We start from the raw sequence: 22,524 nt of genomic DNA, 5'->3' as shown, positions 1-22,524 counted from the left end.
ACCGATCAGCGACAGTGCCGGTTTGCGCCTTTTGCACAGGGAATCGCCGTGACACTTGCGCCCGTGGACAAGACCACCGTGGCGGCGGCAATCTTGATGGAACGGCTGATCCGCGGTGCCTATCCGGCCCGACACTCATCGGCCATACAGCCCTTGCAATGGTCGATCTTGCGGTATCTTGCACGGGCGCCAGAGGATCAGCGCCAGTTGCGCCGCATCGCGCCGTTTCTCAACCTGACGGCAGCACCTGTTGCGCGCGCGCTGAAAACGCTGGGCCAGCGCGGTCTGGCCACGCAGCGCATCAACGACACCGACAGCCGGATCAGGACGATCACCCTGACACCATCCGGGGTTGAAGCGTTGCGCGAAGACCCTATCATTTGCGTAGCAGCGCGGATCGAGGCCCTGCCTTTGACCGAGCGTGACAGGTTCATCAAGTCCATCCGCTCGATCGCATTGGGACCGATGCCCGAACCAGAACGAGTGGATGACGCAGGTGGCGACCCAGATACTTCTCGTTGAGGACGACCCGGCAATCAGCAAGCTGATCGTGCAATTTCTGAAAGGAGATGGCGCAGAGGTCATCGCGTCAAGCAACCCGGAGCGGGCCCGCCAGATCCTTTCGGAACGCACTGACTTTGATCTCGTGATAGTCGATTTCTTGCTGGGCGAAGTCACCGCCGTCGCGCTGATGGACGAGCTGCGCATCATCCTTAGGGATGTACCGGTCGTGATCATTTCGGGCGGAAATCCGATGACGGATCTTGAAACCACGCAGGCCATCGCCGATCTGAGCGGTGCCGTGGCGTTCTTGCAGAAACCCTTTCGCAAAGCCGAACTGCTGGATGCCGTCGCCACTTCATTGAAGTAAATTCCGCGATATCAAAGCCGCGGAATTGTCTGTTTCGACTTGAATTGATTGCTACTAGCAATCAAATATGCACATAATAATGCGTTCAAGTAGCGATTGAAGGGTTGAGATTATGGGTGGTCGCGCGGAAGACGCCGTGTACGAAGCAAGGCAGGTCATCATGGATCTTGCAGGTTATCTTCGCGCCGTCAAAATCAATCTTGGCGATGATTCGGGCGTTGAACTCGACAGTTTGGCGCAGCGTCTGGAAGTGATCGCACGGGATTGCGACCCCGATACCAGATTGTCCTGACCTGGGTTTGCCCCCCTTCCGACAAGGCTGATTGTCGTCGTTGGAAGATTAAACCAGCGGAGCCGCACCATGGCCGAGACCGCGGCGAAACAGCCCATGACGATCGCTTTGGACTGAAGCGCCCAAGACTTGGAAACGCCAATCGGCGGACACAGGATTACCACGCCACGCCACGTTTCAAACGCGAATTTTTCAGATGGCACTGGCAATACGCAGCCCGGTCTGGCCACGCCGCGCCCAAGCCCTGCGCGCCCCGACGGTGAATGTCACCAAAATCAGGGGCGCGAAATTGCGGCTCAGGATTCGCGTTCGAGCTTCTTGCGGGCCAGCTTGCGCGCGCGGCGAATGGCTTCGGCCTTTTCGCGTGCTTTTTTCTCAGAGGGCTTTTCGAACTGTTCCTTGAGCTTCATCTCACGGAACACGCCTTCGCGCTGAAGTTTCTTCTTCAAAGCCCGGAGGGCTTGATCGACATTGTTGTCACGAACACTGACCTGCATGCGGAGCGTCTTTCTGGAATGTGGTTGCAATAAATTACAGGAGCCCTCGTTACTGCCTGAAATTGGACTTGTCGAGGTTTTTGTTACAAACTTCCCGATAAGGTCTGGCAAGCTTTGCCTTTCAGGACAGCCGCTTGGCCATCGAATGGCGGCGACCCAAGAAAAAGGCCGCCCAAGGCGACCCGTTCACATTTGGCGAAAAGTGTAAGTGGCGGACCAAGGAGGATTCGAACCCCCGACCCCTTGATTCGTAGTCAAGTACTCTATCCAGCTGAGCTATTGGTCCACTGGCGCGGGGTTTAGTCGGAGTGGCGCGCGGGTGCAAGCCCTGATCCGAGAATTATGTCAGGAAAATTACAGTGATCTTTCGTGGGCGACGATTGCGCCCTTCAAAGCGTGCCGTCGCCCTTGGGCAGGCGGATCGAAAAGGTCGATCCATCGGGTCCGCTGTGCAGCAGGGTCAGCGTGCCGCCATGCCCGCGCACCAGCTCATGGCTGATCGCAAGGCCGAGGCCCGAGCCGCCCTTGCGCGCTCCGCCCTGAAAGGCGGTAAAGAGATGCTCGCGCGCCTTGGGCGGCAACCCCGGCCCCGTGTCGGCCACTTCGATCCACCAGGCGTCGGCATCTTCGCGGGCCGATACGGCGATCTCTCCGGGTCGGCCCGACGCCACGATGGCCTGCCGCGCGTTGCGCACCAGATTGGACAGGACACGGTACAACTGTTCGGCGTCGGCGCGCAGGGTCAGCATGGCGGGAATATCTTCGGCAAAGCTGAGGTCATAGCCTTCGACCGCCAGCCGTTCCGCCTCGATCACGTCAGAGACGGCTTCGGACAGGTGCACCCGCGCCAATGTCGGCCCCGGCTCTTCCGCCTTGCCAAAGGCCAGCGTGCTTTCGCACAGATGCACGGCGCGGGTGATCGAGCCCACCAGCTTGGGCGCCATACGGCGCACCAGCGGATCGTCCGACCCTTCGATGCGGTCCACGAACAGCTGCGCCGAGGTCAGGATATTGCGCAGATCGTGGCTGATCTTGCTGACGGCTCCACCCAGCTGTGCCAGCCGTTCCTTCTGACGCAGGGCCTGTGTCAGCTCGGTCTCCAGCGATTGCAGCGCGGTTTCCGCCTCGCGCAGTTCCTTGATCCCAGCCCCCGGTGTGATGATCCGGCGCGAATCCTCCGGGGCGGCGGCATAGTTCTGCATGTGCCCCACGACCCGTTTGATCGGTTTGACCAGAAACGCCCGCACCGCCAGGAACAGCATCACGGCCGTGATGATCGAAATCACCGCCGACAGGATCAGGATACGTACACCGTAGTCGATCATCGCCGCGCGCAGGGGGGCCGCGTCCATCGTCACCTCGATCAGCAGCCCTGCATCGCGCACCGGCGCACCGATCACGCGGATCACCTCCTGGTCGGCGTCCACCAGCCGTGTCAGCGCATCCTTGATCAGCGTCATCGCACTGGCGTCGCGCAGATCGAAGGTGGCCGAAATCGGGCGCGGCATCGGCGAGGACAACATCAGCTGGCGCACCTCGTCCCGGCGCAGCACCACGTTGAAGACGCCGGCATTCTCCAGCAGTTCCTGTTCCAGCTCGGCGTTCAGCATATCGTCGGCCAGCAAGGCCAACGACGCGATTTGTGCCCGCTCGAGATGCGACCGCAGATAGTCCTCTCGGAACCGCGCGATGGAGGGCACAAAGATCAATATCTCGGCCAACATCACGAAGATGGTGGTCAGGATCAAAAATCGGCCAGAGAGGGAATTCAACATGGTGCAATTACGGTGTCAGGGAATGAAGCGCTGGACAAGTCCGACGACGGTCTTGACCAGGCTGCTGTCGAACAGACGCGGGCTGAAATAGGCGCCTGCTGCGCGCTTGTTCAGCTCGCTGATCGTCGGATAGGGCGAGACCATGCCCGCGATCTTGCTCATCTTCATGTTGGCGGACAGGGCCAGCGCCCACAGGTTGATCAGCTCGCCTGCCTGATGGCCGACGATCGACGCGCCCACGGGGCGGCCCTTGACCACCATCACCTTGATGAACCCTTGGGTCTTGCGTTCAGTGAGGGCGCGGTCGTTGTGGGCATAGTCGGCACGCACGACCTCGACCTTGTCACCATGCTGCTTGCGCGCCTGCGCTTCGGTCAGGCCGACCTGCGCCAGTTCGGGGTCTGTATAGGTGACCCAGGGAATATGCGAAGTCTTCGCCTTGGCGGGCAGCGCGAACAGCAGCGACCGGATGACGACGCCGCCGTGATAGCCCGCGACATGGGTGAACTGCATCCCTCCCGCCACGTCGCCGATGGCATAGACCCGCCGGTTCGACGAACGCAGCTTGTCGTCGACCTTTACCCCGCGCTTGGTGGTCTCGACGCCCGCGACCTCCAGGTCCAGCCGGTCGGTGTTGGACTTGCGCCCCACCGCCATCAGCAGGTGCGAGCCGTGAAAGCGCTGCCCGTCGTCGGTTTCGATGGTGATATCGCCCGCCTTGCCGCTGACCTTGCTGGCCTGCGCCCCCTCGATGATCTCGACGCCCTCGCCCTTCAGCGTTTGCAGGACGACCTGCGCCAGTTCGGGGTCGTCCTTGCCCAGCGCCTTGTCGCCTTCGATCACGGTGACCTTGCAGCCCAGACGCACATGCGCCTGCGCCATTTCCATACCGATGGGACCGCCGCCCACGATCAGCAGATGATCGGGACGGTCGCGCAGATCGAAGAGGGTCTCGTTGGTCTCGAACGGGACATCCTCCAGCCCCGGTATCGGCGGCACCAGCGGCGAGGAGCCTGTGGCGATCACGATGCGGCGCGCGCTGATTTCAGTATCGCCGGCCTGCACGGTCCGCGCGCCGGTAAAGCGGCCCCACTCGCGGATCACCCGCACGCCCAGCCCCTCGAACCGCTCGACACTGTCCACGGGGGCGATCTGGGCGATGACATCCGCGACGTGATCCTTGGCCGCCGCATAGTCAACCGTGCCCGGCCCATCCGCGACGCCGAACTTTGCGCTGTTGCGCTGCGCGTAAGCCGCCTTGGCCGAGGCGATCAGCGCCTTAGACGGCACGCAGCCGTAGTTCAGGCAATCGCCGCCCATCTTGTGCCCTTCGAGAAGGGTCACATCCGCCCCCATCTGCACGGCACCCGCAGCGACCGAAAGCCCGCCGGAGCCTGCGCCAATGACCAGAATATCGGTTTTGATCTTTTTCATTTTAGAACGTCTTTCTTGCCCGTGAAGGCCTTGTAGAGGATGGGCACCAGCGCCAGCGCGACAAGGCCCAGCAGGGGGAACAATATGTGTGGCGCAAAGATAATACCCAGATCCGGCGTTTCACCCCGCTCGAACACTTCTCCCAGTCCGGCGCCGACAGACGTGAAGACAACCGCGCCGGGCATGATCCCGAAAAACGTCGATACGACAAAGCGGTAAAGCGGCACCTGCATGAAGGCAGGCACCAGATTGGCCACGAAGAAGGGCACTGCGGGCACCAGCCGGATCAGAAACAACATCGACCATTGGTTCGCGTCGATCCCGTCCTTGATCCGCTTGACCACGCCTTTGCTGCTCTCCAGCTTCGCCCCCAGTTGCGCGCCCAGCCCGTGCCGCGCGGCCAGAAAGATCAGCGCTGCACCGATGGTGGCGGAGGTGACGTTAAGGGTGGACCCCAGCACCGTGCCAAAGAGAAACCCGCCGGTCAGAGTGGCAATCGTGGCACCAGGCAGCGAAAAGGCTACGATCACGACATAGGCCAGCGCAAACCCCAGCGCCGTCAGCACAAAATTCTCGTCACGAAACGCCAGCAACGCCTCGCGGTTGTCGCGCAGCGTGTCGAAGCTGAGGTAGTCGCGCAAGGTGAAGGCACCGATTGCCGCCACCACAAGGATCGCAATCAGCGGCAAGCGGCGCAGCAATGTCGATTTTTGGGACGTGGTCTGGTTCTGCATGCGGCGCGGCCTTTGATAAACACTGTCGGATGGTCTAGACTATGGGCGGGCGCATGCCGATGGCTGTAACGACACGTTCACGCGCGGGTGATCCGGGGTGACCGCAACACACGGGTTTCGAAGCCAATCGCCGGGGTTTGAAACATTAAAACCTCCGACAGGGTGCAAATGTTGCATCTTCTCATGCGTTTTGTCCGATTGAGGGTTTGACTTGCTCCCCTACGGCGGTTAGAGCACGGGCCTTGAACATATTACGGGCACAGCGATTCCGCGCAGCCCATCCGAAAAGACGGAGACGGAGCGATGAAACGCACCTTTCAACCAAGCAACCTCGTGCGCAAACGGCGCCACGGTTTCCGCTCGCGCATGGCGACAAAAGCAGGTCGCAAGATCCTGAACGCCCGTCGCGCACGTGGCCGGAAGTCGCTGAGCGCGTAAGCGCCCTGCGTCACGGTATTTCGACATGACCCCGCCGGAGGCCCCCGCAGACAGCGTTCACGCTGGATCGGACCAGCCTCGGGCGGGTTTGTCGTGTTTGACACGTCTCAAAAGCGGTCAGGTCCTGAAGAACCGCGCCGATTTCCTGCGCGCGGCGCGCGGGCCTCGCGTGGTGACACCTGGTTTCGTGATGCAGATCCGCGCGCGCGGTGACGATGCGCCGCTGCGTGTCGGCTTTACCTGCTCGAAAAAGGTCGGCAATGCGGTTGCCCGCAACCGCGCCAAGCGCCGCCTGCGTGAAATCGCCCGGCTGGAGCTGCCCGAACACGGCATGCCCGGCACCGATTACGTGCTGATCGGGCGCCATCAGGTCACCGCGACACGCGATTTCGACCAGATGCGCCAGGATCTGCGCGCCGCATTGACCCGCAAATGACCCCGCTGGCGCATCTGGTCGCCCTGCCCGTGCGCGCCTATCGCCTGATTTTTTCGCCTTGGGTCGGGTTTAACTGCCGTTACCAGCCCACTTGCAGCGCCTATGCGATGGAAGCGCTGGAAAAGCATGGTGCCCTGCGCGGCAGCCTGCTGGCGGCGCGCCGCATCGGACGCTGCCATCCTTGGGGCGGCGACGGCTACGATCCTGTCCCCGATCACGAACACTGACACCCCACTGGCCTTGGCCACGGCATGAGAGTATTCAAGCACCATGCGAGACGAGATTTCAGAAATTCACGCGCTGTTCGAAGGTGCCCCCGAAACCACCGAGTTTCGCAAGCTGCGCAAGCGCATCGTGCGCCATACCCGCGAAGCGATTGAACAATACGGCATGATCGAAGCCGGGGCGCACGCGCCCGGTGCCAAACGGCAGAAGTGGCTGGTGTGCCTGTCAGGCGGCAAAGACAGCTATACGCTGCTGGCGGTGCTGCACGAATTGCAATGGCGCGGGCTGCTGCCCGTCGATCTGCTGGCGTGCAATCTGGATCAGGGCCAGCCGAACTTTCCCGCGACGGTCCTGCCCGAGTTTCTGGAGCGCATGGGCGTGCCGCACCGGATCGAATATCAGGACACATATAGTATCGTCGTCGACAAGGTGCCCGCTGGCCGCACGTTTTGCGCTCTCTGTTCGCGTCTGCGGCGTGGCAATCTCTACCGGATTGCCCGCGAGGAAGGCTGCAGCGCCGTCGTGCTGGGCCACCACCGCGACGATATTCTAGAGACATTTTTCATGAACCTGTTCCACGGCGGGCGTCTGGCGACGATGCCGCCCAAGCTGGTCAACGAAGAGGGCGATCTGTTCCTCTACCGTCCGCTGGCCCATGTGGCCGAGGTGGATTGCGAGAAATTCGCGCGGGCGATGAACTATCCGATCATCCCCTGCGATCTGTGTGGCAGCCAGGATGGCCTGCAACGTCAACAGGTCAAGCAGATCCTCGACGGTTGGGAGACCAACAGCCCCGGACGCCGTCAGGTGATGTTTCGCGCATTAATGAACGCGCGGCCTTCGCATTTGCTCGACCCCAAGCTGTTTGATTTCGCGGGATTGATGCTGAAGTCAGACCAATTTGACGCAAATGACGACGGGATTCCCGTCCTGCGTTAACTCCGACATCACCGTCTGCGCTGCAATCTGCCGCTGCACTGTGTCCCAGGGGCGCATGCACAGCGAGGGATTTCCATGGGCAGACGCCAGCCACGATTTTTTGTCCGTTTGCGCGAAACCATGCAGGTCATCCTGTATGGTCCGCAGGCGCTTGCGTTTCTGTCGGCCATGTTGCTTGCCGCCTATTGGTGGGGCGGTGAACCGGTGTTTCTGGGCGTCGCTATCGTGGCCCCCGTCTTGCTGCTTGCCTTGCACGGCATGGCCCCCGGCCGCTCGCCGCTTGTGCGCGCCTCTGGCAACGGCGTGCTGCAGCGGGCGCATTTCGATGCGATGGTCGGCCACATCTGGCAAACTGCAAACGATGACAACAAGACATCGACGCTGATGTTTCTGGAACTCGATGATTTCGACGGGCTGACCAACCAGCACGGACAGGCTGCTGCCGACACGGTTGCGACACGCGTGATGCAGCGCATAGTGACCGCCCTGCGCGACGACGATGTGGTGACCAGAACCGGCGATGCGCGCTTTGCCATTTGTTGCGCGCCGTCACCGCGCATCGACCTAGAGGTCTGCATCCAGATGGCAAGCCGCATTCAGGGCGCAATCGAAGAACCGATCGCCGTCGATGGCACTACGGTCTATGTGTCCTGCGCCGTCGGCTTCTGCCTGCACTCGCGCGCGCCAGAGGCCAGCGCCGACGCGTGGATGACGGCCGCCCGGACCGCCCTGGTCGAGGCGCGGCGGCGCGGGCCGTCAACCATCCGCGCCTTTTCGCATGAAATGCAGCTGGCCAAGACCGCACGCACGGCCCTTCGCGACGAGGCATCGCTGGCCCTGGAAAGCGGCCATATCCAGCCATGGTATCAGCCGCAGATTTCGACCGATACCGGCAGGGTGACAGGCTTCGAGGCGCTTGCCCGCTGGGTTCACCCCGCCCGCGGTGTCATTTCCCCGGCCGAGTTTCTGCCCGCTCTGGCAGAGGCGGGCCTGCTGGAGCGTCTGTCGGAGGTGATGATGTACCACACGTTCACCGCCCTGAAGGCATGGGATGCCGCAGGGGTGCACGTGCCGCAGGTCGGTGTGAACTTTTCGGGCAGCGAATTGCGCAATCCACGTCTGGTGGAAAAGATCACCTGGGAGCTGGACCGTTTCGATCTGGCCCCCGAACGGCTGGCGATCGAGGTTCTGGAAACCGTCGTGACCACCGCGCCCGATGATGTGGTGTGCCGAAACCTCAGCGGATTGGGAAAATTGGGCTGCCGGATTGATCTGGACGATTTTGGCACCGGCAACGCGTCGATCGCGGCCATCCGCAGGTTTTCGGTCGGGCGGATCAAGATCGACCGCAGCTTTGTGATGAAATCGGATCGTGACCCCGACCAGCAGCGGATGATCAGCGCCATCCTGACGATGGCCGAGCGGTTGCAGGTGGAAACACTGGCCGAAGGGGTTGAAACGGTTGGCGAACATGCGCTGCTGGCGCAACTGGGATGCGACCACGTTCAGGGCTTTGGCATCTGCAGCCCGATCCCCTTTGACCAGACGCTGAGTTGGATCAACGCCCACAATGCCAAGCTGCAGGATACACCGTCAATCACCGGCAGACGCGGGAATGCGCTGTGAAATTGGCCTTGTCCTGTGCCGATTGGGCGCGGCAGAGCGGCCCGGAAAACCCCGAATCCGCTTGACCTTTGGGGTCCTTCTCTGTTGAACCCTGCTTGATATACAAATTGCGCAGGTGCCGGTCCCTATGGACGATCAGAACAAGAACCTCATTCTTGCAACAGCTCTCAGCTTCGTCGTGATCCTTGTCTGGTTCGTGTTGTTTCCGCCGCCCGAACCCGATCCGGTCGCCGAGACGCCGACCGAGCAGGTGCAGACCACCGCAGACGGCACCGGAACAGTGCCTGCCGGTACGTCGGACCAGCCCACCGCTGCCGCGCCCGGCGTCGAAACGCCAGTCGCCGCCATCGAGGCACCGCGCATCGACATCGACACCGACCGCGTCGAAGGTTCGATTTCGCTGGCCGGTGGCCGCATCGACGACCTGCGCCTGAAAAACTACCGCGTCACCATCGAACCCGATGCCGACATCGTCACCGTGCTGGCCCCGGTCGGCGCGCCCGACGCCTATTATGCCCTGCAAGGCTGGGCACCTGCCGGCGATCTGGCCGCCGACGCCGTTCCCGGCCCATCAACTGAATGGACCCAGGTGGGCACAGGCGGCCTGACCGTCGACACGCCAGTCATTCTGGAATGGAACAACGGCAACGGCCTGACCTTCCGCCGCGAGATTGCCGTTGATGACCAATACATGTTCGACATCACCCAAAGCGTGCGCAACGATGGCGACACCGCCGTGCGCGCAGCCCCTTATGGCATGGTCGTGCGCCACGGCGAACCCTCTGATCTGAAAAACTTTTTCATCCTTCACGAGGGTGCCGTCTCGATGGCCGACGGAGAGCTGTCCGAGACAAACTGGGACGAAATTCCCGACGCAGACGTCGATCCCGCATGGGGTCGCCCGGCCATCGTGACCAATGGCGTCGCCGAAGGTTGGATCGGTTTCACCGACCACTACTGGCAGACGATTCTGGTGCCCGAAGTCGGCAGCACCTTTGACCAGGCGCTGACCTACGACCAGGCCGCAAATGTCTACCGCGCCGTCACCCGCCTGCCGACGCGCACCATCGCACCCGGCGAGACCGTGACCAGTGAAACCCAGATGTTCGCCGGCCCGAAGGAATGGGAGACCCTGCAAGACTATCAGGCCTCGGGCATCGGTGGGTTCATCGACAGCATCGACTGGGGATGGTTTTTCTTCCTGACCAAGCCGATCTTCTGGCTGCTGCACGAGCTGAACAAGCTGATCGGCAACATGGGTCTTTCGATCATCACGCTGACCCTGATCATCAAGGCCGTTCTGTTCCCGCTGGCCTATAAATCCTATGTCTCGATGGCGCGCATGAAAGAACTGCAGCCGCAGATGGAGAAGCTGAAGGCCGATGCCGGCGACGACCGCCAGAAAATGCAGCAAGGCATGATGGAGCTTTACAAGAAGAACAAGGTGAACCCCGCAGCGGGCTGTCTGCCGATCCTGTTGCAGATCCCGATCTTCTTCTCGCTCTACAAGGTGATCTTCGTCACGATCGAATTGCGTCATGCGCCGTTCTTTGGGCCGTTCCAGGATCTCAGCGCACCTGATCCCACGTCGATCTTCAACTTTTTCGGCCTGTTGCCTTGGGGTACGCCCGAAGCCGGATCAATCATGGCGCTGATCTTCATCGGTATCCTGCCGCTGCTGCTGGGCATCTCGATGTTCATTCAGCAAAAGCTGAACCCGGCGCCGACCGATCCAACCCAACAGATGATCTTTGCCTGGATGCCGTGGGTGTTCATGTTCATGCTTGGCGGTTTTGCGAGCGGGCTGGTGGTCTACTGGATCGCGAACAACACGATCACGTTTACCCAGCAGTATCTGATCATGCGCTCGCAGGGGTACACGCCCGACATTCTGGGCAACATCAAGGGCGGCTTCAAACGCACGCCCAAGGACGCCAAGAAGTGATCACCGTCACGTCCCTGTGGCGCCATCCCATCAAGAGCCACGGGCGGGAGGCTATCAAGACGGTTACCCTGTCCGCAGGCCAGACAATGCCATGGGATCGCACCTGGGCCGTGACGCATGGCAAGACCGGCTTTGACGTCAAAGACCCCGCATGGGCTGGAAGCCGCAATTTCATGGTGGGCACGTTGACGCCCAAGCTGGCCGGGCTTTGGGCAAAGCTGGACGCGGCGACGCGCACCGTCACGCTGAGCCATGTCGATCTGGGCAGCCTGACGTTTTGTCCCGATCAGGCAGAAGACGTGCAACGTTTCGTGGCCTGGGTGGCACCGCTTTGCCCCGCCGACCGATTGGTGCCGCAGGGCATCGTCGCGGTGCCGGACAGGGGCATGACCGACAGCCCGTACCCTTCGATCTCGGTGATGAACCGGGCCTCGCACGATGCGGTGCAGGATGCATTGCAGTCCACGGTCGAGCCTGAGCGCTGGCGCGGCAACATCTGGCTGGACGGGCTGGATGCATGGGCCGAGTTTGACTGGATCGACCGCGATGTGACCATCGGCGGCGCGGTCCTGCGGATGCGCGAGCGGATCAAGCGGTGCATGCACACCGCGTCGAACCCGCACAACGGGGTGCGCGACATCGACACTCTGGGCGCGCTGCGCGGGCAGTTCGGTCATCAGGATTTCGGCGTCTACGCCGAGGTCATCACGGGCGGAGAGATTTCGCTGGGCGACAAGGTCGAGGTGCACTGATGCAGATCAATTTCAAGCTGGCGGAAGAGCCCGATGCCCAGACCGCCGAACAGGGCCGTTTGCTGTTCGCGGGCGAGACCGTCTTTGTCAAAGGCGTGGTCGCCATGTCCGGCCTGCCCGATCCCGACCGGATGGAGGTCTGCTTTGCCGGGCGCTCGAACGTGGGCAAGTCCAGCCTGATCAACGCGCTGACCGGCACAAAGGCGCTGGCGCGGGCCTCGAACACGCCGGGTCGGACGCAGGAAATCAACTTTTTCACCGCCGGAGACGAACTCTATCTCGTTGACCTTCCGGGCTACGGCTATGCCAACGCGCCTTTGCAGGTGGTCGAGAAATGGCAGCGTTTGCTGAAACAGTACCTCAGCGGGCGGCAGACCCTGCGCCGCGCCTTTGTGCTGATCGACGCACGACACGGCATCAAGAAGGTCGACCACGAGATCATGTCGCTGCTGGACAGTTCCGCCGTGACGTTCCAATGCGTGCTGACCAAGGCCGACAAGGTCAAGGAAGTCGAGCGCACGGCGATCATCGAACAGGTGCGCGGCGAGTTGGTCCAGCACCCGGCCGCCTATCCCGAGATTGTCGTGACATCTAGCGAGAAGGGTTGGGGCATCCCGACCTTGCGTGCGCTGATCGCCACACTGGAATAACTTGCAGGCCCCGCAGCCTTTATTGATAACGGGGGCAAGAGGGACGCATATGAGAAAGCAAGAGATGAACCGCGACTGGATCGCCACTGCCCGCACACTCAGCCAAGCGTTGCCGTACATGCAGCGCTACTCCGGCGCGCGCGTGGTGATCAAGCTGGGCGGGCACGCAATGGGCAGCGACGAGGCGATGGCGACATTTGCCGCCGACGTGGTGTTGATGCGGCAGGTCGGCGTGAACCCGGTGATCGTTCACGGTGGCGGGCCGATGATCAACGCGATGCTGGAGAAGCTGGACATCAAGTCGGAGTTCGTGAACGGCAAGCGGGTCACAGACAAAGCGACGATGGACGTGGTTGAAATGGTCCTGTCGGGGCTCGTCAATAAGCGTATTGTGCAGGCGATCAATGCCCAGGGTGGGCGCGCCGTGGGCCTGTCGGGCAAGGATGCGAACCTGATCGAATGTGTGCCCACCGACCCCGCGCTGGGTCTGGTCGGCACACCGAACAAGATGGACCCGCGCATTCTGGAAACGCTGTTCGCGCAGGAGATCATTCCGGTGATAGCGCCGCTCGGCTCGGGTGCGAACGGCGAGACGTTCAACATCAACGGCGACACGGCGGCAGGTGCAATCGCCGGAGCGCTCAAGGCCGACCGGCTGCTGCTGCTGACCGATGTGTCAGGCGTGAAAAACGCCGAAGGCGAGGTCGTGACCGAGATGACCGCCGCGCAGATCCGCGAGATGACCGCCGATGGCACCATCGCAGGTGGCATGATACCCAAGACCGAAACGGCGCTGGACGCCATCGCGTCGGGTGTGCGGGCCGTCGTCATCCTGGATGGACGTGCACCCAACGCCTGCCTGCTCGAGCTGTTCACGGATCACGGTGCGGGCAGCATCATCCGGCGCTGACACCCTTGTGACACGCCGCTGCTTGGCAGGCGCGTCACGGACCGCTACCTACATCGCATGGAACACGAAACCGTCATCCGGCTGGGCGTCTTTCTGGGGCTCTTTGCCCTGCTGTCGCTGGCCGAGGTGCTGATCCCCCGCCGCGCGCGCGCGCATGCCCGCAAGGGCCGCTGGCTGACCAACTGGGGCATCATCCTGACCAGCACCGCTGGTCTCCGTCTGCTGGCGTTGGCCTTACCGTTGCTGGCCGTGGGGGCGGCGATAGACGCGCCGCGGCGAACGGCTGGGGCCGGGCTGGAATGGCAAGACGACCGCCCGTCGCGCCTGGGGTGGTCACTGATCCTGCCGTTCGCCCGCAAGTGACACCAGAAGCGATCTCTGTCGCATGCGCGCCGCATGGGTTGATGGTCATGGGCGGCAGCGAAAATCGCGTATTGCTGGGCTGCGACGCAAGCTTTTGGCGGGTGTTTCGGGACAGTGCCGAATACGGCGATGGCACACCGCATCCGCTGGACCGCTGGTCCAAACGGATCATCGGCGGCATGGCGAAAGACATGGGTGCAAACACCGCGTTTCCGTCAGACGGGCCGCCCTATGCGCCGTTTATCGCTTGGGCGATGGACACGGGTCGATTTTTCCAAAGCCCTGTGGGCATGATGGTGCATGACGTGGCGGGGATGATGATCTCGATCCGGGGGGCTTTGATATTTGACGACATTGCGGATCAGCCGGGGGCTTCGGCGCATCCCTGCGAAAGCTGTGCGGACAGGCCCTGCATCATGGCCTGCCCGGTTAACGCCCTGTCAGCTATCCCGCCCTATGATGTGCCAGCCTGCAAGGCTTATCTGGACACGGCGGCAGGCAAGGACTGCATGACCAGAGGGTGCAAGGTGCGCCGCGCCTGTCCCATCAGCCAGGATTTCAACCGGCCCGATGTTCAATCCCATTTCCATATGAAGGCCTTTCATCCGACATGACCTGCACACTTATCCTGATGCGCCACGCCAAATCCGACTGGAACCACACGGATCTGAGCGATCATTCACGCCCCCTGAACCCGCGCGGTCGCGACGGCGCCACGGCGATGGGGCACTGGCTGCGCGACCGGGGGCATGTGCCGGATGCTGCACTGGTGTCGTCGGCCACCCGCACGACCGAGACGTTCCAGCGACTTGGCTTTGACGTGCCGGTACAGAACACCGGTGATCTCTATATGAAAAGCAGCGATACGATGTTCGGAATGCTGCGCAAGGCAACGGCGCCCGTGATCCTGATGGTCGGGCACAACCCGGGCATCGGCGAAATGGCCTGGCGGCTCTGCGCCACCCGGCCTGACCACCCGCGATTTGCCGACTATCCGACCTGCGCGACGCTTGTGGTGCAGTTCGATGCACAAGGCTGGAACGACATCGGCTGGCACACTGGCCAGCCGATTGATTTCGCCATTCCCGGCGATATTCTCTAAGACGCACCGCAAGGTGCCACCGTGATCAGTGTCCGAGGATCTGGCTGAGGAACAGCTGAGTCCGTGGCGATTGCGGGTTGTTGAAGAACTCTTCGGGTTCGTTCTGTTCGACGATCTGGCCCTGATCCATGAAGATCACGCGGTTCGCCACCTGACGGGCAAAGCCCATCTCGTGCGTCACGCACAGCATGGTCATGCCTTCTTCGGCAAGCTCGATCATCGTATCGAGCACTTCCTTGATCATCTCGGGGTCCAGCGCCGATGTAGGCTCATCAAACAGCATGATGCGCGGGCGCATGCACAAGGACCGGGCGATGGCCACACGCTGCTGCTGACCGCCCGACAACTGGCCGGGGTACTTGTCCGCCTGATCGGGGATCTTCACCTTTTCCAGGAAGTGCATCGCGGTTTCCACGGCTTCCTTCTTGGGCGTCTTGCGGACCCAGATCGGGGCCAGCGTGCAGTTCTCCAGAATGGTAAGATGCGGAAACAGGTTGAAGTGCTGAAAGCACATGCCGACCTCGGAGCGGATCTTGTCGATGTTCTTGAGGTCGGAGGACAGCAGCGTGCCATCCACCTCGATCGAGCCCTTCTGGTGCTCTTCCAGCGCGTTGATGCAGCGGATCAGCGTCGATTTCCCCGAGCCCGAAGGCCCGCAGATCACGATACGTTCGCCACGATTGACCGTCAGGTCTATGTCGCGCAGGACGTGGAAGGACCCGAACCACTTGTTCATGTTCTGGATCGAAATCGCCACCTCGTCAGAGACAGCCATCTGGGCGGGGGTCTTTACGGCTTCAGTCATGTCTGAACCTTTCTCTTAACGGTGGTCTGTCGCAAGACGGCGTTCCAGCCACTGCGAATATTGCGAAATGCCGTAGCAGACGACAAAGAACAGCAACGCGGCAAAGCCCAGCAGTTCCCAGTAGACGCCGTTCCAATCGGTCGAGGCCAGGATCGGGCCACGGATCATGCCGACCAGATCGAACATCGAGATGACCGAAACCAGCGTGGTGTCCTTGAACAGGCCCACCGCGATGTTCACGATGCCGGGGATCGAGATTTTCAATGCCTGCGGCAGGATGATCAGACGCATCGACTGCGCATAATCCAGCCCCAGACTGTCCGCCGCCTCGTACTGCCCCTTGGGCAGGGCCGCCAGACCGCCACGGATCACCTCGGCGATATAGGCCGATGAGAACATGGTGATCATGATGACAACGCGCAGGAACAGATCGACGGTCGAGTTCGGCGGGAAGAAATAGGCCAGCATCACGCTTGCCACGAAGAGCAGGGTGATCAGCGGCACACCGCGAATGAACTCGATGAAGATGACGCTGAGCCATTTGATCAGCGGCATCGACGATTGCCGCCCCAATGCCAGCGCGATGCCGATGGGCACCGACAGCGACACGCAGGTCACGCCCAGCATGAAGTTCAGCATATAGCCACCCAGATCGCGGCTTGGAACCGCGTCCAGCAAGGACGACGGGCCGGTGGTCGCATCGACGAGATAGCCACCCAGAAACCAGACCACTGCGGCGGCGGCGATACCGCCAAAGAAACCGCCTGCAAAGCTCTGGGCGACCAGTCGCGAATAGACGACATAGCCTGCGCCCACCCCGACCAGCGCCACGATCGGCACCAGGATCGGGCCGCCCCAGATCAGCCAGTAGGCCAGGAACGGAAACACGGCGGTAAAGGCCAGCAGCTTGCGCGGCAGATCGAAGAACAGCACCGGCGCCACGGCGAAAAAGAACAGCACGAGGGTCAGCGTCGGACGCCACAGCTGGTCAGAGGGGTATTTGAACCCGAAAAACAACTGCTCCCAGCGGTCGACCAGAACGGCAAAACATCCGCCCCGTGTTCCGGCCAGAATTTCACGGCACTCGGACAGACTGCCCGCGTTCCAGACGCCGTTCAGCACCCAAGGCAGGATCGCCGACAGCACCACATAGATCACGTAGATCGAAACCAGCGTCAAAAGCGCGTTGGCGGGCGTCGCGAACAGGTTCTCGCGCCCCCATTTGTAGACGCCACGCTCGGCTGTCGGCGGTGCGGCCTGCGGCAGCGTCGTCTCGCGAACGAAGGGGATGGATTCTGCATGTGTGTCTGACATGGCTCAGCGCTCCTTCAGTTTCATCGAGTTGTTGTAGACGTTCATGAACGCCGAGATCAGCAACGAGATGATGAGGTAGAACAGCATCAACAGCAGAACGCATTCAATCGCACGGCCCGTCTGGTTCAGGGTGATCCCGCCCAGCGTCGCGGTGATGTCCGCATAGCCCACGGCAATCGCCAGCGAAGAGTTCTTGGTGATGTTCAGGTATTGCGAAATCAGCGGCGGCACGATCACCCGCAAGGCTTGCGGCAACACAACAAGGCTCATGACGCGGCGCGGGCGCAGGCCCAGGGCTGCGGCGGCTTCGGTCTGGCCCTTGGACACGGACAGAATGCCGGCACGAACGTTCTCCGCGATGAAGGCACCGGTATAGATCGAGAGGGCGAACCACAGTGCAATCAGCGGGCCACCGATCTGGATGCCGCCGCCAAAGTTGAAGCCCCTGAGCGCGGGAATGTCCCACTGCAGGCCCAGTGCGAACAGGACCACGATGATCGGCACGAACCAGATCGCCAGGTTGATCCAAAGTGTCTTGGGCCGCACGCCAGTCGCTTCCTGCTTGGCATTGGCCGATGCAGTCACGGCGCGGGTGCCGATCAGCGATCCGATCAATACGGCGATCACCAAGATCCAGTTCAGACCGCCGTTGCCCTCAAGCCCGAAGCCGCGGGTGAAATACGGGCCGGGGATGTAGATGCCGCGGTTGGTAAAGGCCGCAAGGTTGAACAGCATCGAACTGTCGGGATCATCGCCCCGGAATGCGCTGGGTGCAGGCAGCACCGCCGTCATGATTGTAAAGATGATGATGATCCAGATCAGCACCGGAATATTGCGGAAAATCTCGACGTAGAACGCCATCAACTTGCGCACCAGCCAGTTCGGCGACAGGCGCAGAACACCGGCAAGAACGCCAAAGATGGTCGCGGTCACGCAGGCCAGAAAGGCCACAAGCAATGTGTTCAGGATACCGACGACGGCAGCCCGCAGGTTGCTGGACTGGCTGTTATAGTCGATCAGCGTCTGGTTGATGTCGTAGCCGGCGGTGTCGGCCAGGAACCCGAAGGAAATGTTCAGACCGGCGGCGCGCAGGTTGTCGGCAAGGTTCGAGTACAGGTACATCAGGCACAAGGCCAGAACGATCGCCGCAATCGCCTGCAATGTCAGCGAACGATAGCGCGTATCGTACAACAGCATAGAAGGCCGGAACGCACCCTTCGCGGGGTCGGTGAGTGTTGTCATGAAACTGTTCCCTGTGTCCCGTGCCTGAGATTTGCTGCATCTTTATGATGCTTATTCGGCCGGTTCGTTTTTGGCTTGGCACCGCACGCGTGCGGGTTGCACAAGGGGCGCGGACAAATGCCCGCGCCCCTTGGCGTATTGGATTTAGCGGAACGGAGGTGCGTAGACCAAGCCGCCGTTCGTCCACTGTGCGTTCAGGCCACGGGCCAGACCGATGGGTGTTTCTTCGCCGATGTTGCGTGCGAAGATTTCGCCGTAGTTGCCACCGACTGCGATGGCATTTGCAGCCCAATCCGCGTCAACGCCCATCATTTCGCCCAGCGTACCCTCGGTGCCCAGCAGACGCTTGACTTCGGGGTTGGTGCTGGACGCGCCGATTTCAGCGACGTTTGCCGATGTGACGCCCAGCTCTTCAGCTGCGATCAGAGCGTTCAGGGTCCAACGGACCACGTCGCCCCACTCGTCATCGCCGTGACGGACCAGCGGGCCCAGCGGCTCTTTCGAGATGATTTCGGGCAGCAGGATGTGGTCACCGGGGTTTTCGAATGTGGCACGTGTCGCGGCCAGACCCGATGCGTCGGTGGTGTAGGTGTCGCATGCACCGGCCAGGTATTGCTGTTGGCCTTCTGCGTTGGTTTCAACGGGCACGGGCTCGTAGCTGATGTTGTTGGTGCGGAAGAAGTCCGCGAGGTTCAGCTCGGTTGTGGTGCCGGTCTGGATGCAGACGGTCGCGCCGTCCAGATCCTTGGCCGAGGACACGCCCAGTGCCTTGGGAACCATGAAACCCTGGCCGTCGTAATAGTTGACGCCGACGAAGGTGAACTTCAGGTCCACATCGCGCGAGAAGGTCCATGTGGTGTTACGGGCCAGCATGTCGATTTCGCCCGAGGCCAGCGCGGTGAAGCGTGTCTTGCCTGTTGTCGGGACGAACTCAACGGCATTGCCGTCACCCAGGACAGCCGCCGCGACCGCGCGGCAGACTGCAACGTCAAAACCTTCCCAGTTGCCGTCCGAGTCCGGGGCCGCGAAGCCCACCAGACCAGTTGTTACGCCGCAGTTCAGTTTGCCGCGTGCCTTGACGTCGTCCAGTGTGCCAGCTGCTGCGGCACCGGCCGCAAGGCCTGCAATCGTCAACGCGCCAAAAATTACTGATTTTTTCATTTTTACCTCTTCCTGATTTCGCGCCCCGTTCGGGCGCTTCGACCGGCTTTTGCAGCCGGAGGCGATACAAACAAGGGGGTCACCCCCTGCTGATGGTCGACAGTGTGCTAGGATTCATCTCCGTCCGTCAAGGGCATGATCACGGAAAACGATGGATCACACCGCGCAAACGACCTAAATCTTTACGCGCGTCAATTTTAGGTTGCGCGGTGCGCGTCGACAAAGGATTTTGCGTGCAGAAACGAGGCCTTCTTGATGTTTGAGTGGGCCAGCGCCTCGTCGTCCACACCCCAGAATTCGGCCTGCCATTCCTCGTCCAGACGCGACAGATGCCACAGCTCTGCTGCGTCCCTTGCGTCGGTCAAAGCAGCGAAACCGATGATCAGGGACCCCGAAAGGCTGACCAGATCATGAAAACCAGTCAATTCGAACGCATCCAGCGCATGTGTGCGCTGCGTCAACACATCGAGGGCGGCAGGGTCTTGCGGCACGTGCATGACCCCCTGCAGCGTGGTCAGCCGCACGCCCAGTTCGTCATTCGCCCAATTTAGAAGCGGGTCCCAGCGTTCTGCCTGCCGCGCGACCAATTCCTCAGGGCTGGCCGCCCGGTAGCACAGAAGATCGGCATCTCCATAGGCCGCGACCAGATCGGCCACTTCAGCGTGCTGGATGCGCACCTTGTCAATGGCGGCATTGGCGCTGCGGGTGAACGGCATGGTCATGGGATCGACGGTGCCCTCCTGTGCTGCCCATTCGTCCGCGATTGCCTGCGCCATGGCGCTCGAAGGCACGACCAGCGGCGCCTTGGCCGGGGTCTTGACCGACCGTCCGTCAAGCGCGATGCCAAAGCCGCCCTCGGCCTCGGTCACGTCCGACTTGGTCCAGAACTTCTTTTGCTTCCACTCGCTCATCTGTGCAGGCTCCAATAGGTGTCTATGGCGCGGTGCAGGTGGTCGAAATCCTGCACAATATGTGTCGCGGCGGTCAGTGCAGCGGGCGCATGATAGCCCCAGCTTACACCGATGCCGGTGACGCCCGCCGCCTGTGCCATGTCCATGTCATAGGTGGTGTCGCCCACCATGACCGCATCGGCGGCGTCAACGCCGGTCTCGGCCAGTGCGGCATGTATCATCGACGGATGCGGCTTGGACGGGTGAAAATCGGCGACCTGGCGGGTGATAAACATCTGCTCCAGCCCGTGCGCCTCGATCAGCGCATCAAGGCCGCGTTTGGATTTGCCCGTCGCCACACCCAGCAGGATGTCGTCCTGTGCGGCCAGCTTTTTCAATATCCCCAGCGCACCGGGATAGAGCGGCGACGCCGCTGCAGCCCCGTGCGACAGTCGCAGTTGCGAATAGCTGTCCTTGTACCCTTGCACCAGCGCGCCATGCTGCACGCCCGACAGCGAAGGTGCCAGCCGGGGCATTGCCACATCCAGCGAAAGCCCCACGATGCCGAGAATGTCAGCACGCGACGGCACGATGGCCCCCAGAGCCTCGAACGCCATGGTCATCGAGGCGACGATGTGCCCCTGACTGTCGACCAGCGTGCCGTCAACGTCGAAGATCACCAGCCGCAATGGCGTCATTGCAGGGTCTCGAAGGGGTCATCTGCTGCCAGGTCCTCGGTCCAGCCGAAGGTGTCCCAGCTGTGGGCCATGTGTTCAGGCAGCTCTGCCGTAACGGTGATGACCTTGCGTGTCTCTGGATGCTCGAACCGCATCATGCGCGCGTGCAGGTGCAGCTTTTTCGAAATGATCCCGCCCAGTTGCGCGCCCCAGCCGTCGCCCATGTTTTCCTGACCCGAGCCGCCGTATTTGCCGTCGCCTACAATCGGATGGCCCACCTCGGCCATATGCGCGCGCAACTGGTGGGTGCGGCCGGTAATCGGCTCAAGTGCGACCCAGGATGCCCGCGAGCCCACGCGGAACAGCGTGGCGTAAAGCGTATGGGCCCGTTTCGCGCCCGGCGTGCTGTCGACGTCGCGGGGGTGCACGGCGATCATCTTCTCGCCCTCGCCGCCCTTGCCGTGGCCACCGGCCTTGACCAGCCCATAGCGGACCTCGCCCAGGTAGGGTGTGGGCACGCCTGCGACGATGGCCCAGTAAATCTTGCGCGTTTCGCGATGCCGCATGGATGCGGTCAGCGCTTTGGCCGCGAGCCGTGTGCGCGCCATCAGCAATACCCCGGATGTGTCGCGGTCCAGCCGGTGCACAAGGCGCGGCTTTTCCTCCGCGTCGAACATCAGCGCCTCGGACAGCGCATCGACATGACGGTCAGACTGGCCGGAGCCACCCTGCACCGCCAAGCCGGGCGGTTTGTTCAGCGCGATCACGTGATCGTCGCGGTAGATCACGCAGTTGCGGATCATCTTGGCATCCGCATCGGTGATGCGCGTGCGCGATGGCGGCGGCGGGGCTTCGCCATCGGGCAGCGGCGGAATGCGCACCTGCTGCCCCTCTTCCAGACGGGTTGCGGATTTCACCCGCCCGCCATCAACGCGAATTTCACCCTTGCGGCAGAATTTCTCGATCATGCCCTGGCTCACCTGCGGAAAGCGGCGCTTCATCCAGCGGTCGAGGCGCTGGTCGCCCTCGTCGCTGCCGACGGTGATGGTTTGAACACGGCTCATACAATAGCTCCTCGGGCAAGTGTCATGCCCAGCATCAGGCCCAGCACCGAACACCCCACGGACAGGGTGACATAGGCCCCGGCAAGACCGAACTGGCCCCGCTCGATCAGGCCGACGGTTTCCAGCGAAAAGGCGGAAAAAGTGGTGAACCCGCCCAGCAGCCCCGTCATCACCAGGGGCGACAGATGCGTCAGCCCCCGGTGTGCCGCGGCCACCACGAAAATCCCCATCAGGAACGATCCCAGGATGTTCACCCCAAGGATCGCAATCGGGAATTGTGTCGTTCCCGCCACGCGCAGCACTGCCATGCCAAAGACAAAGCGCAGGCAGGCACCGATGGCACCGCCGAGGGCGACGAGGGTCAGGGTCGAGATCATGGCGC

27 protein-coding genes and 1 tRNA gene are annotated in these 22,524 nt (G+C 61.8%); 15 read left to right on the top strand and 13 right to left on the bottom strand.

The window, feature by feature from the left end; genetic code table 11:
* The first annotated feature begins 48 nt into the window (after positions 1 to 48).
* The 3 genes from NTA49_RS05700 to NTA49_RS05690 all read left to right on the top strand — a co-directional run bounded on the left by NTA49_RS05700 (position 49) and on the right by NTA49_RS05690 (position 1,163).
* Entirely contained in the window at positions 49 to 522 is a 474-nt protein-coding gene (locus NTA49_RS05700) for a MarR family winged helix-turn-helix transcriptional regulator (RefSeq protein WP_258293695.1), read from the top strand.
* A complete protein-coding gene (locus NTA49_RS05695; RefSeq protein WP_258293694.1) occupies positions 488 to 871 on the top strand; it encodes a response regulator in 384 nt (127 codons plus the stop codon). Before NTA49_RS05700 ends, NTA49_RS05695 begins: the two co-directional genes overlap by 35 nt.
* Before the next feature lie 112 nt (positions 872 to 983).
* On the top strand, positions 984 to 1,163 hold the full coding sequence (locus tag NTA49_RS05690; RefSeq protein ID WP_258293693.1) for a hypothetical protein: 180 nt from the start codon (positions 984 to 986) through the stop codon (positions 1,161 to 1,163).
* 296 nt (positions 1,164 to 1,459) lie between these two features.
* Here the strand turns inward: NTA49_RS05690 and rpsU are convergent, their stop codons facing one another.
* The 5 genes from rpsU to NTA49_RS05665 form a co-directional block, all read right to left on the bottom strand.
* Entirely contained in the window at positions 1,460 to 1,660 is a 201-nt protein-coding gene (gene rpsU / locus NTA49_RS05685) for a 30S ribosomal protein S21 (RefSeq protein WP_258293692.1), read from the bottom strand.
* Between the two features lie 209 nt (positions 1,661 to 1,869).
* A tRNA-Arg gene (locus NTA49_RS05680) sits at positions 1,870 to 1,946 on the bottom strand.
* Between the two features lie 103 nt (positions 1,947 to 2,049).
* On the bottom strand, positions 2,050 to 3,435 hold the full coding sequence (locus NTA49_RS05675; protein ID WP_258293691.1) for a sensor histidine kinase: 1,386 nt from the start codon (positions 3,433 to 3,435) through the stop codon (positions 2,050 to 2,052).
* Between the two features lie 15 nt (positions 3,436 to 3,450).
* Positions 3,451 to 4,869: a dihydrolipoyl dehydrogenase family protein gene (locus tag NTA49_RS05670; RefSeq protein WP_258293690.1), complete on the bottom strand. Its 1,419-nt coding sequence runs from the start codon at positions 4,867 to 4,869 to the stop codon at positions 3,451 to 3,453.
* Positions 4,866 to 5,603 carry a TVP38/TMEM64 family protein gene (locus NTA49_RS05665; RefSeq protein ID WP_258293689.1) on the bottom strand — a complete coding sequence of 246 codons (738 nt, stop codon included), beginning with the start codon at positions 5,601 to 5,603 and terminating at the stop codon, positions 4,866 to 4,868. The genes NTA49_RS05670 and NTA49_RS05665 overlap by 4 nt, the downstream gene beginning before the upstream one ends.
* Positions 5,604 to 5,906: 303 nt before the next feature.
* Here NTA49_RS05665 and rpmH point away from each other — a divergent pair, with 303 nt between their 5' ends.
* The 12 genes from rpmH to NTA49_RS05605 all read left to right on the top strand — a co-directional run bounded on the left by rpmH (position 5,907) and on the right by NTA49_RS05605 (position 14,989).
* A complete protein-coding gene (rpmH, locus tag NTA49_RS05660; protein ID WP_072775959.1) occupies positions 5,907 to 6,041 on the top strand; it encodes a 50S ribosomal protein L34 in 135 nt (44 codons plus the stop codon).
* A 25-nt stretch (positions 6,042 to 6,066) separates the two neighbouring features.
* A complete protein-coding gene (rnpA, locus tag NTA49_RS05655) occupies positions 6,067 to 6,477 on the top strand; it encodes a ribonuclease P protein component (protein WP_258293688.1) in 411 nt (136 codons plus the stop codon).
* Positions 6,474 to 6,704, top strand: coding sequence for a membrane protein insertion efficiency factor YidD (gene yidD, locus NTA49_RS05650; protein ID WP_258293687.1), 231 nt, complete (start codon positions 6,474 to 6,476; stop codon positions 6,702 to 6,704). Before rnpA ends, yidD begins: the two co-directional genes overlap by 4 nt.
* Positions 6,705 to 6,747: 43 nt before the next feature.
* Positions 6,748 to 7,641 carry a tRNA 2-thiocytidine(32) synthetase TtcA gene (gene ttcA / locus NTA49_RS05645; protein WP_258293686.1) on the top strand — a complete coding sequence of 298 codons (894 nt, stop codon included), beginning with the start codon at positions 6,748 to 6,750 and terminating at the stop codon, positions 7,639 to 7,641.
* A gap of 120 nt (positions 7,642 to 7,761) precedes the next feature.
* The gene (locus NTA49_RS05640; RefSeq protein WP_258293685.1) at positions 7,762 to 9,267 is read left to right on the top strand and encodes a putative bifunctional diguanylate cyclase/phosphodiesterase; all 1,506 of its coding nucleotides are present in this window, start codon (positions 7,762 to 7,764) and stop codon (positions 9,265 to 9,267) included.
* A gap of 127 nt (positions 9,268 to 9,394) precedes the next feature.
* Positions 9,395 to 11,212 (top strand): membrane protein insertase YidC, encoded by a 1,818-nt coding sequence (yidC, locus tag NTA49_RS05635; RefSeq protein WP_258293684.1) that lies wholly within the window; start codon positions 9,395 to 9,397, stop codon positions 11,210 to 11,212.
* Positions 11,209 to 11,964 carry an MOSC domain-containing protein gene (locus NTA49_RS05630; protein ID WP_258293683.1) on the top strand — a complete coding sequence of 252 codons (756 nt, stop codon included), beginning with the start codon at positions 11,209 to 11,211 and terminating at the stop codon, positions 11,962 to 11,964. Before yidC ends, NTA49_RS05630 begins: the two co-directional genes overlap by 4 nt.
* Positions 11,964 to 12,614, top strand: a complete 651-nt coding sequence (gene yihA, locus NTA49_RS05625; protein WP_258293682.1) for a ribosome biogenesis GTP-binding protein YihA/YsxC — start codon at positions 11,964 to 11,966, stop codon at positions 12,612 to 12,614. The genes NTA49_RS05630 and yihA overlap by 1 nt, the downstream gene beginning before the upstream one ends.
* Before the next feature lie 49 nt (positions 12,615 to 12,663).
* Positions 12,664 to 13,524: an acetylglutamate kinase gene (gene argB / locus NTA49_RS05620; RefSeq protein WP_258293681.1), complete on the top strand. Its 861-nt coding sequence runs from the start codon at positions 12,664 to 12,666 to the stop codon at positions 13,522 to 13,524.
* Positions 13,525 to 13,581: 57 nt separating this feature from the next.
* Positions 13,582 to 13,887 (top strand): hypothetical protein, encoded by a 306-nt coding sequence (locus tag NTA49_RS05615; protein WP_258293680.1) that lies wholly within the window; start codon positions 13,582 to 13,584, stop codon positions 13,885 to 13,887.
* A gap of 47 nt (positions 13,888 to 13,934) precedes the next feature.
* Complete coding sequence (locus NTA49_RS05610) at positions 13,935 to 14,501, top strand: hypothetical protein (RefSeq protein WP_258293679.1); 567 nt, start codon at positions 13,935 to 13,937, stop codon at positions 14,499 to 14,501.
* Positions 14,498 to 14,989, top strand: a complete 492-nt coding sequence (locus NTA49_RS05605) for a SixA phosphatase family protein (protein ID WP_258293678.1) — start codon at positions 14,498 to 14,500, stop codon at positions 14,987 to 14,989. The genes NTA49_RS05610 and NTA49_RS05605 overlap by 4 nt, the downstream gene beginning before the upstream one ends.
* A 25-nt stretch (positions 14,990 to 15,014) precedes the next feature.
* Here NTA49_RS05605 and NTA49_RS05600 read toward each other — a convergent pair whose 3' ends face one another.
* From NTA49_RS05600 to crcB, 8 genes are all read right to left on the bottom strand, one after another.
* On the bottom strand, positions 15,015 to 15,764 hold the full coding sequence (locus NTA49_RS05600; protein WP_258293968.1) for an amino acid ABC transporter ATP-binding protein: 750 nt from the start codon (positions 15,762 to 15,764) through the stop codon (positions 15,015 to 15,017).
* Positions 15,765 to 15,809: 45 nt separating this feature from the next.
* Positions 15,810 to 17,108 (bottom strand): amino acid ABC transporter permease, encoded by a 1,299-nt coding sequence (locus NTA49_RS05595; RefSeq protein ID WP_258293677.1) that lies wholly within the window; start codon positions 17,106 to 17,108, stop codon positions 15,810 to 15,812.
* A 3-nt stretch (positions 17,109 to 17,111) separates the two neighbouring features.
* A complete protein-coding gene (locus NTA49_RS05590) occupies positions 17,112 to 18,350 on the bottom strand; it encodes an amino acid ABC transporter permease (RefSeq protein WP_258293676.1) in 1,239 nt (412 codons plus the stop codon).
* Between the two features lie 144 nt (positions 18,351 to 18,494).
* A complete protein-coding gene (locus NTA49_RS05585; protein WP_258293675.1) occupies positions 18,495 to 19,511 on the bottom strand; it encodes an amino acid ABC transporter substrate-binding protein in 1,017 nt (338 codons plus the stop codon).
* A gap of 197 nt (positions 19,512 to 19,708) precedes the next feature.
* Complete coding sequence (locus tag NTA49_RS05580) at positions 19,709 to 20,422, bottom strand: ATP12 family chaperone protein (RefSeq protein WP_258293674.1); 714 nt, start codon at positions 20,420 to 20,422, stop codon at positions 19,709 to 19,711.
* On the bottom strand, positions 20,419 to 21,099 hold the full coding sequence (locus NTA49_RS05575) for an HAD-IA family hydrolase (protein ID WP_258293673.1): 681 nt from the start codon (positions 21,097 to 21,099) through the stop codon (positions 20,419 to 20,421). The genes NTA49_RS05580 and NTA49_RS05575 overlap by 4 nt, the downstream gene beginning before the upstream one ends.
* A complete protein-coding gene (locus NTA49_RS05570) occupies positions 21,096 to 22,142 on the bottom strand; it encodes an RluA family pseudouridine synthase (RefSeq protein WP_258293672.1) in 1,047 nt (348 codons plus the stop codon). The genes NTA49_RS05575 and NTA49_RS05570 overlap by 4 nt, the downstream gene beginning before the upstream one ends.
* On the bottom strand, positions 22,139 to 22,519 hold the full coding sequence (gene crcB / locus NTA49_RS05565) for a fluoride efflux transporter CrcB (protein WP_258293671.1): 381 nt from the start codon (positions 22,517 to 22,519) through the stop codon (positions 22,139 to 22,141). Before crcB ends, NTA49_RS05570 begins: the two co-directional genes overlap by 4 nt.
* Positions 22,520 to 22,524: the final 5 nt, after the last annotated feature.

The organism is Pseudosulfitobacter koreensis (assembly GCF_024733015.1).
Lineage (GTDB): Bacteria > Pseudomonadota > Alphaproteobacteria > Rhodobacterales > Rhodobacteraceae > Pseudosulfitobacter > Pseudosulfitobacter koreensis.
Note: the sequence above shows the minus strand (reverse complement) of the source record. Positions and strands in the feature narration are given on the sequence as shown.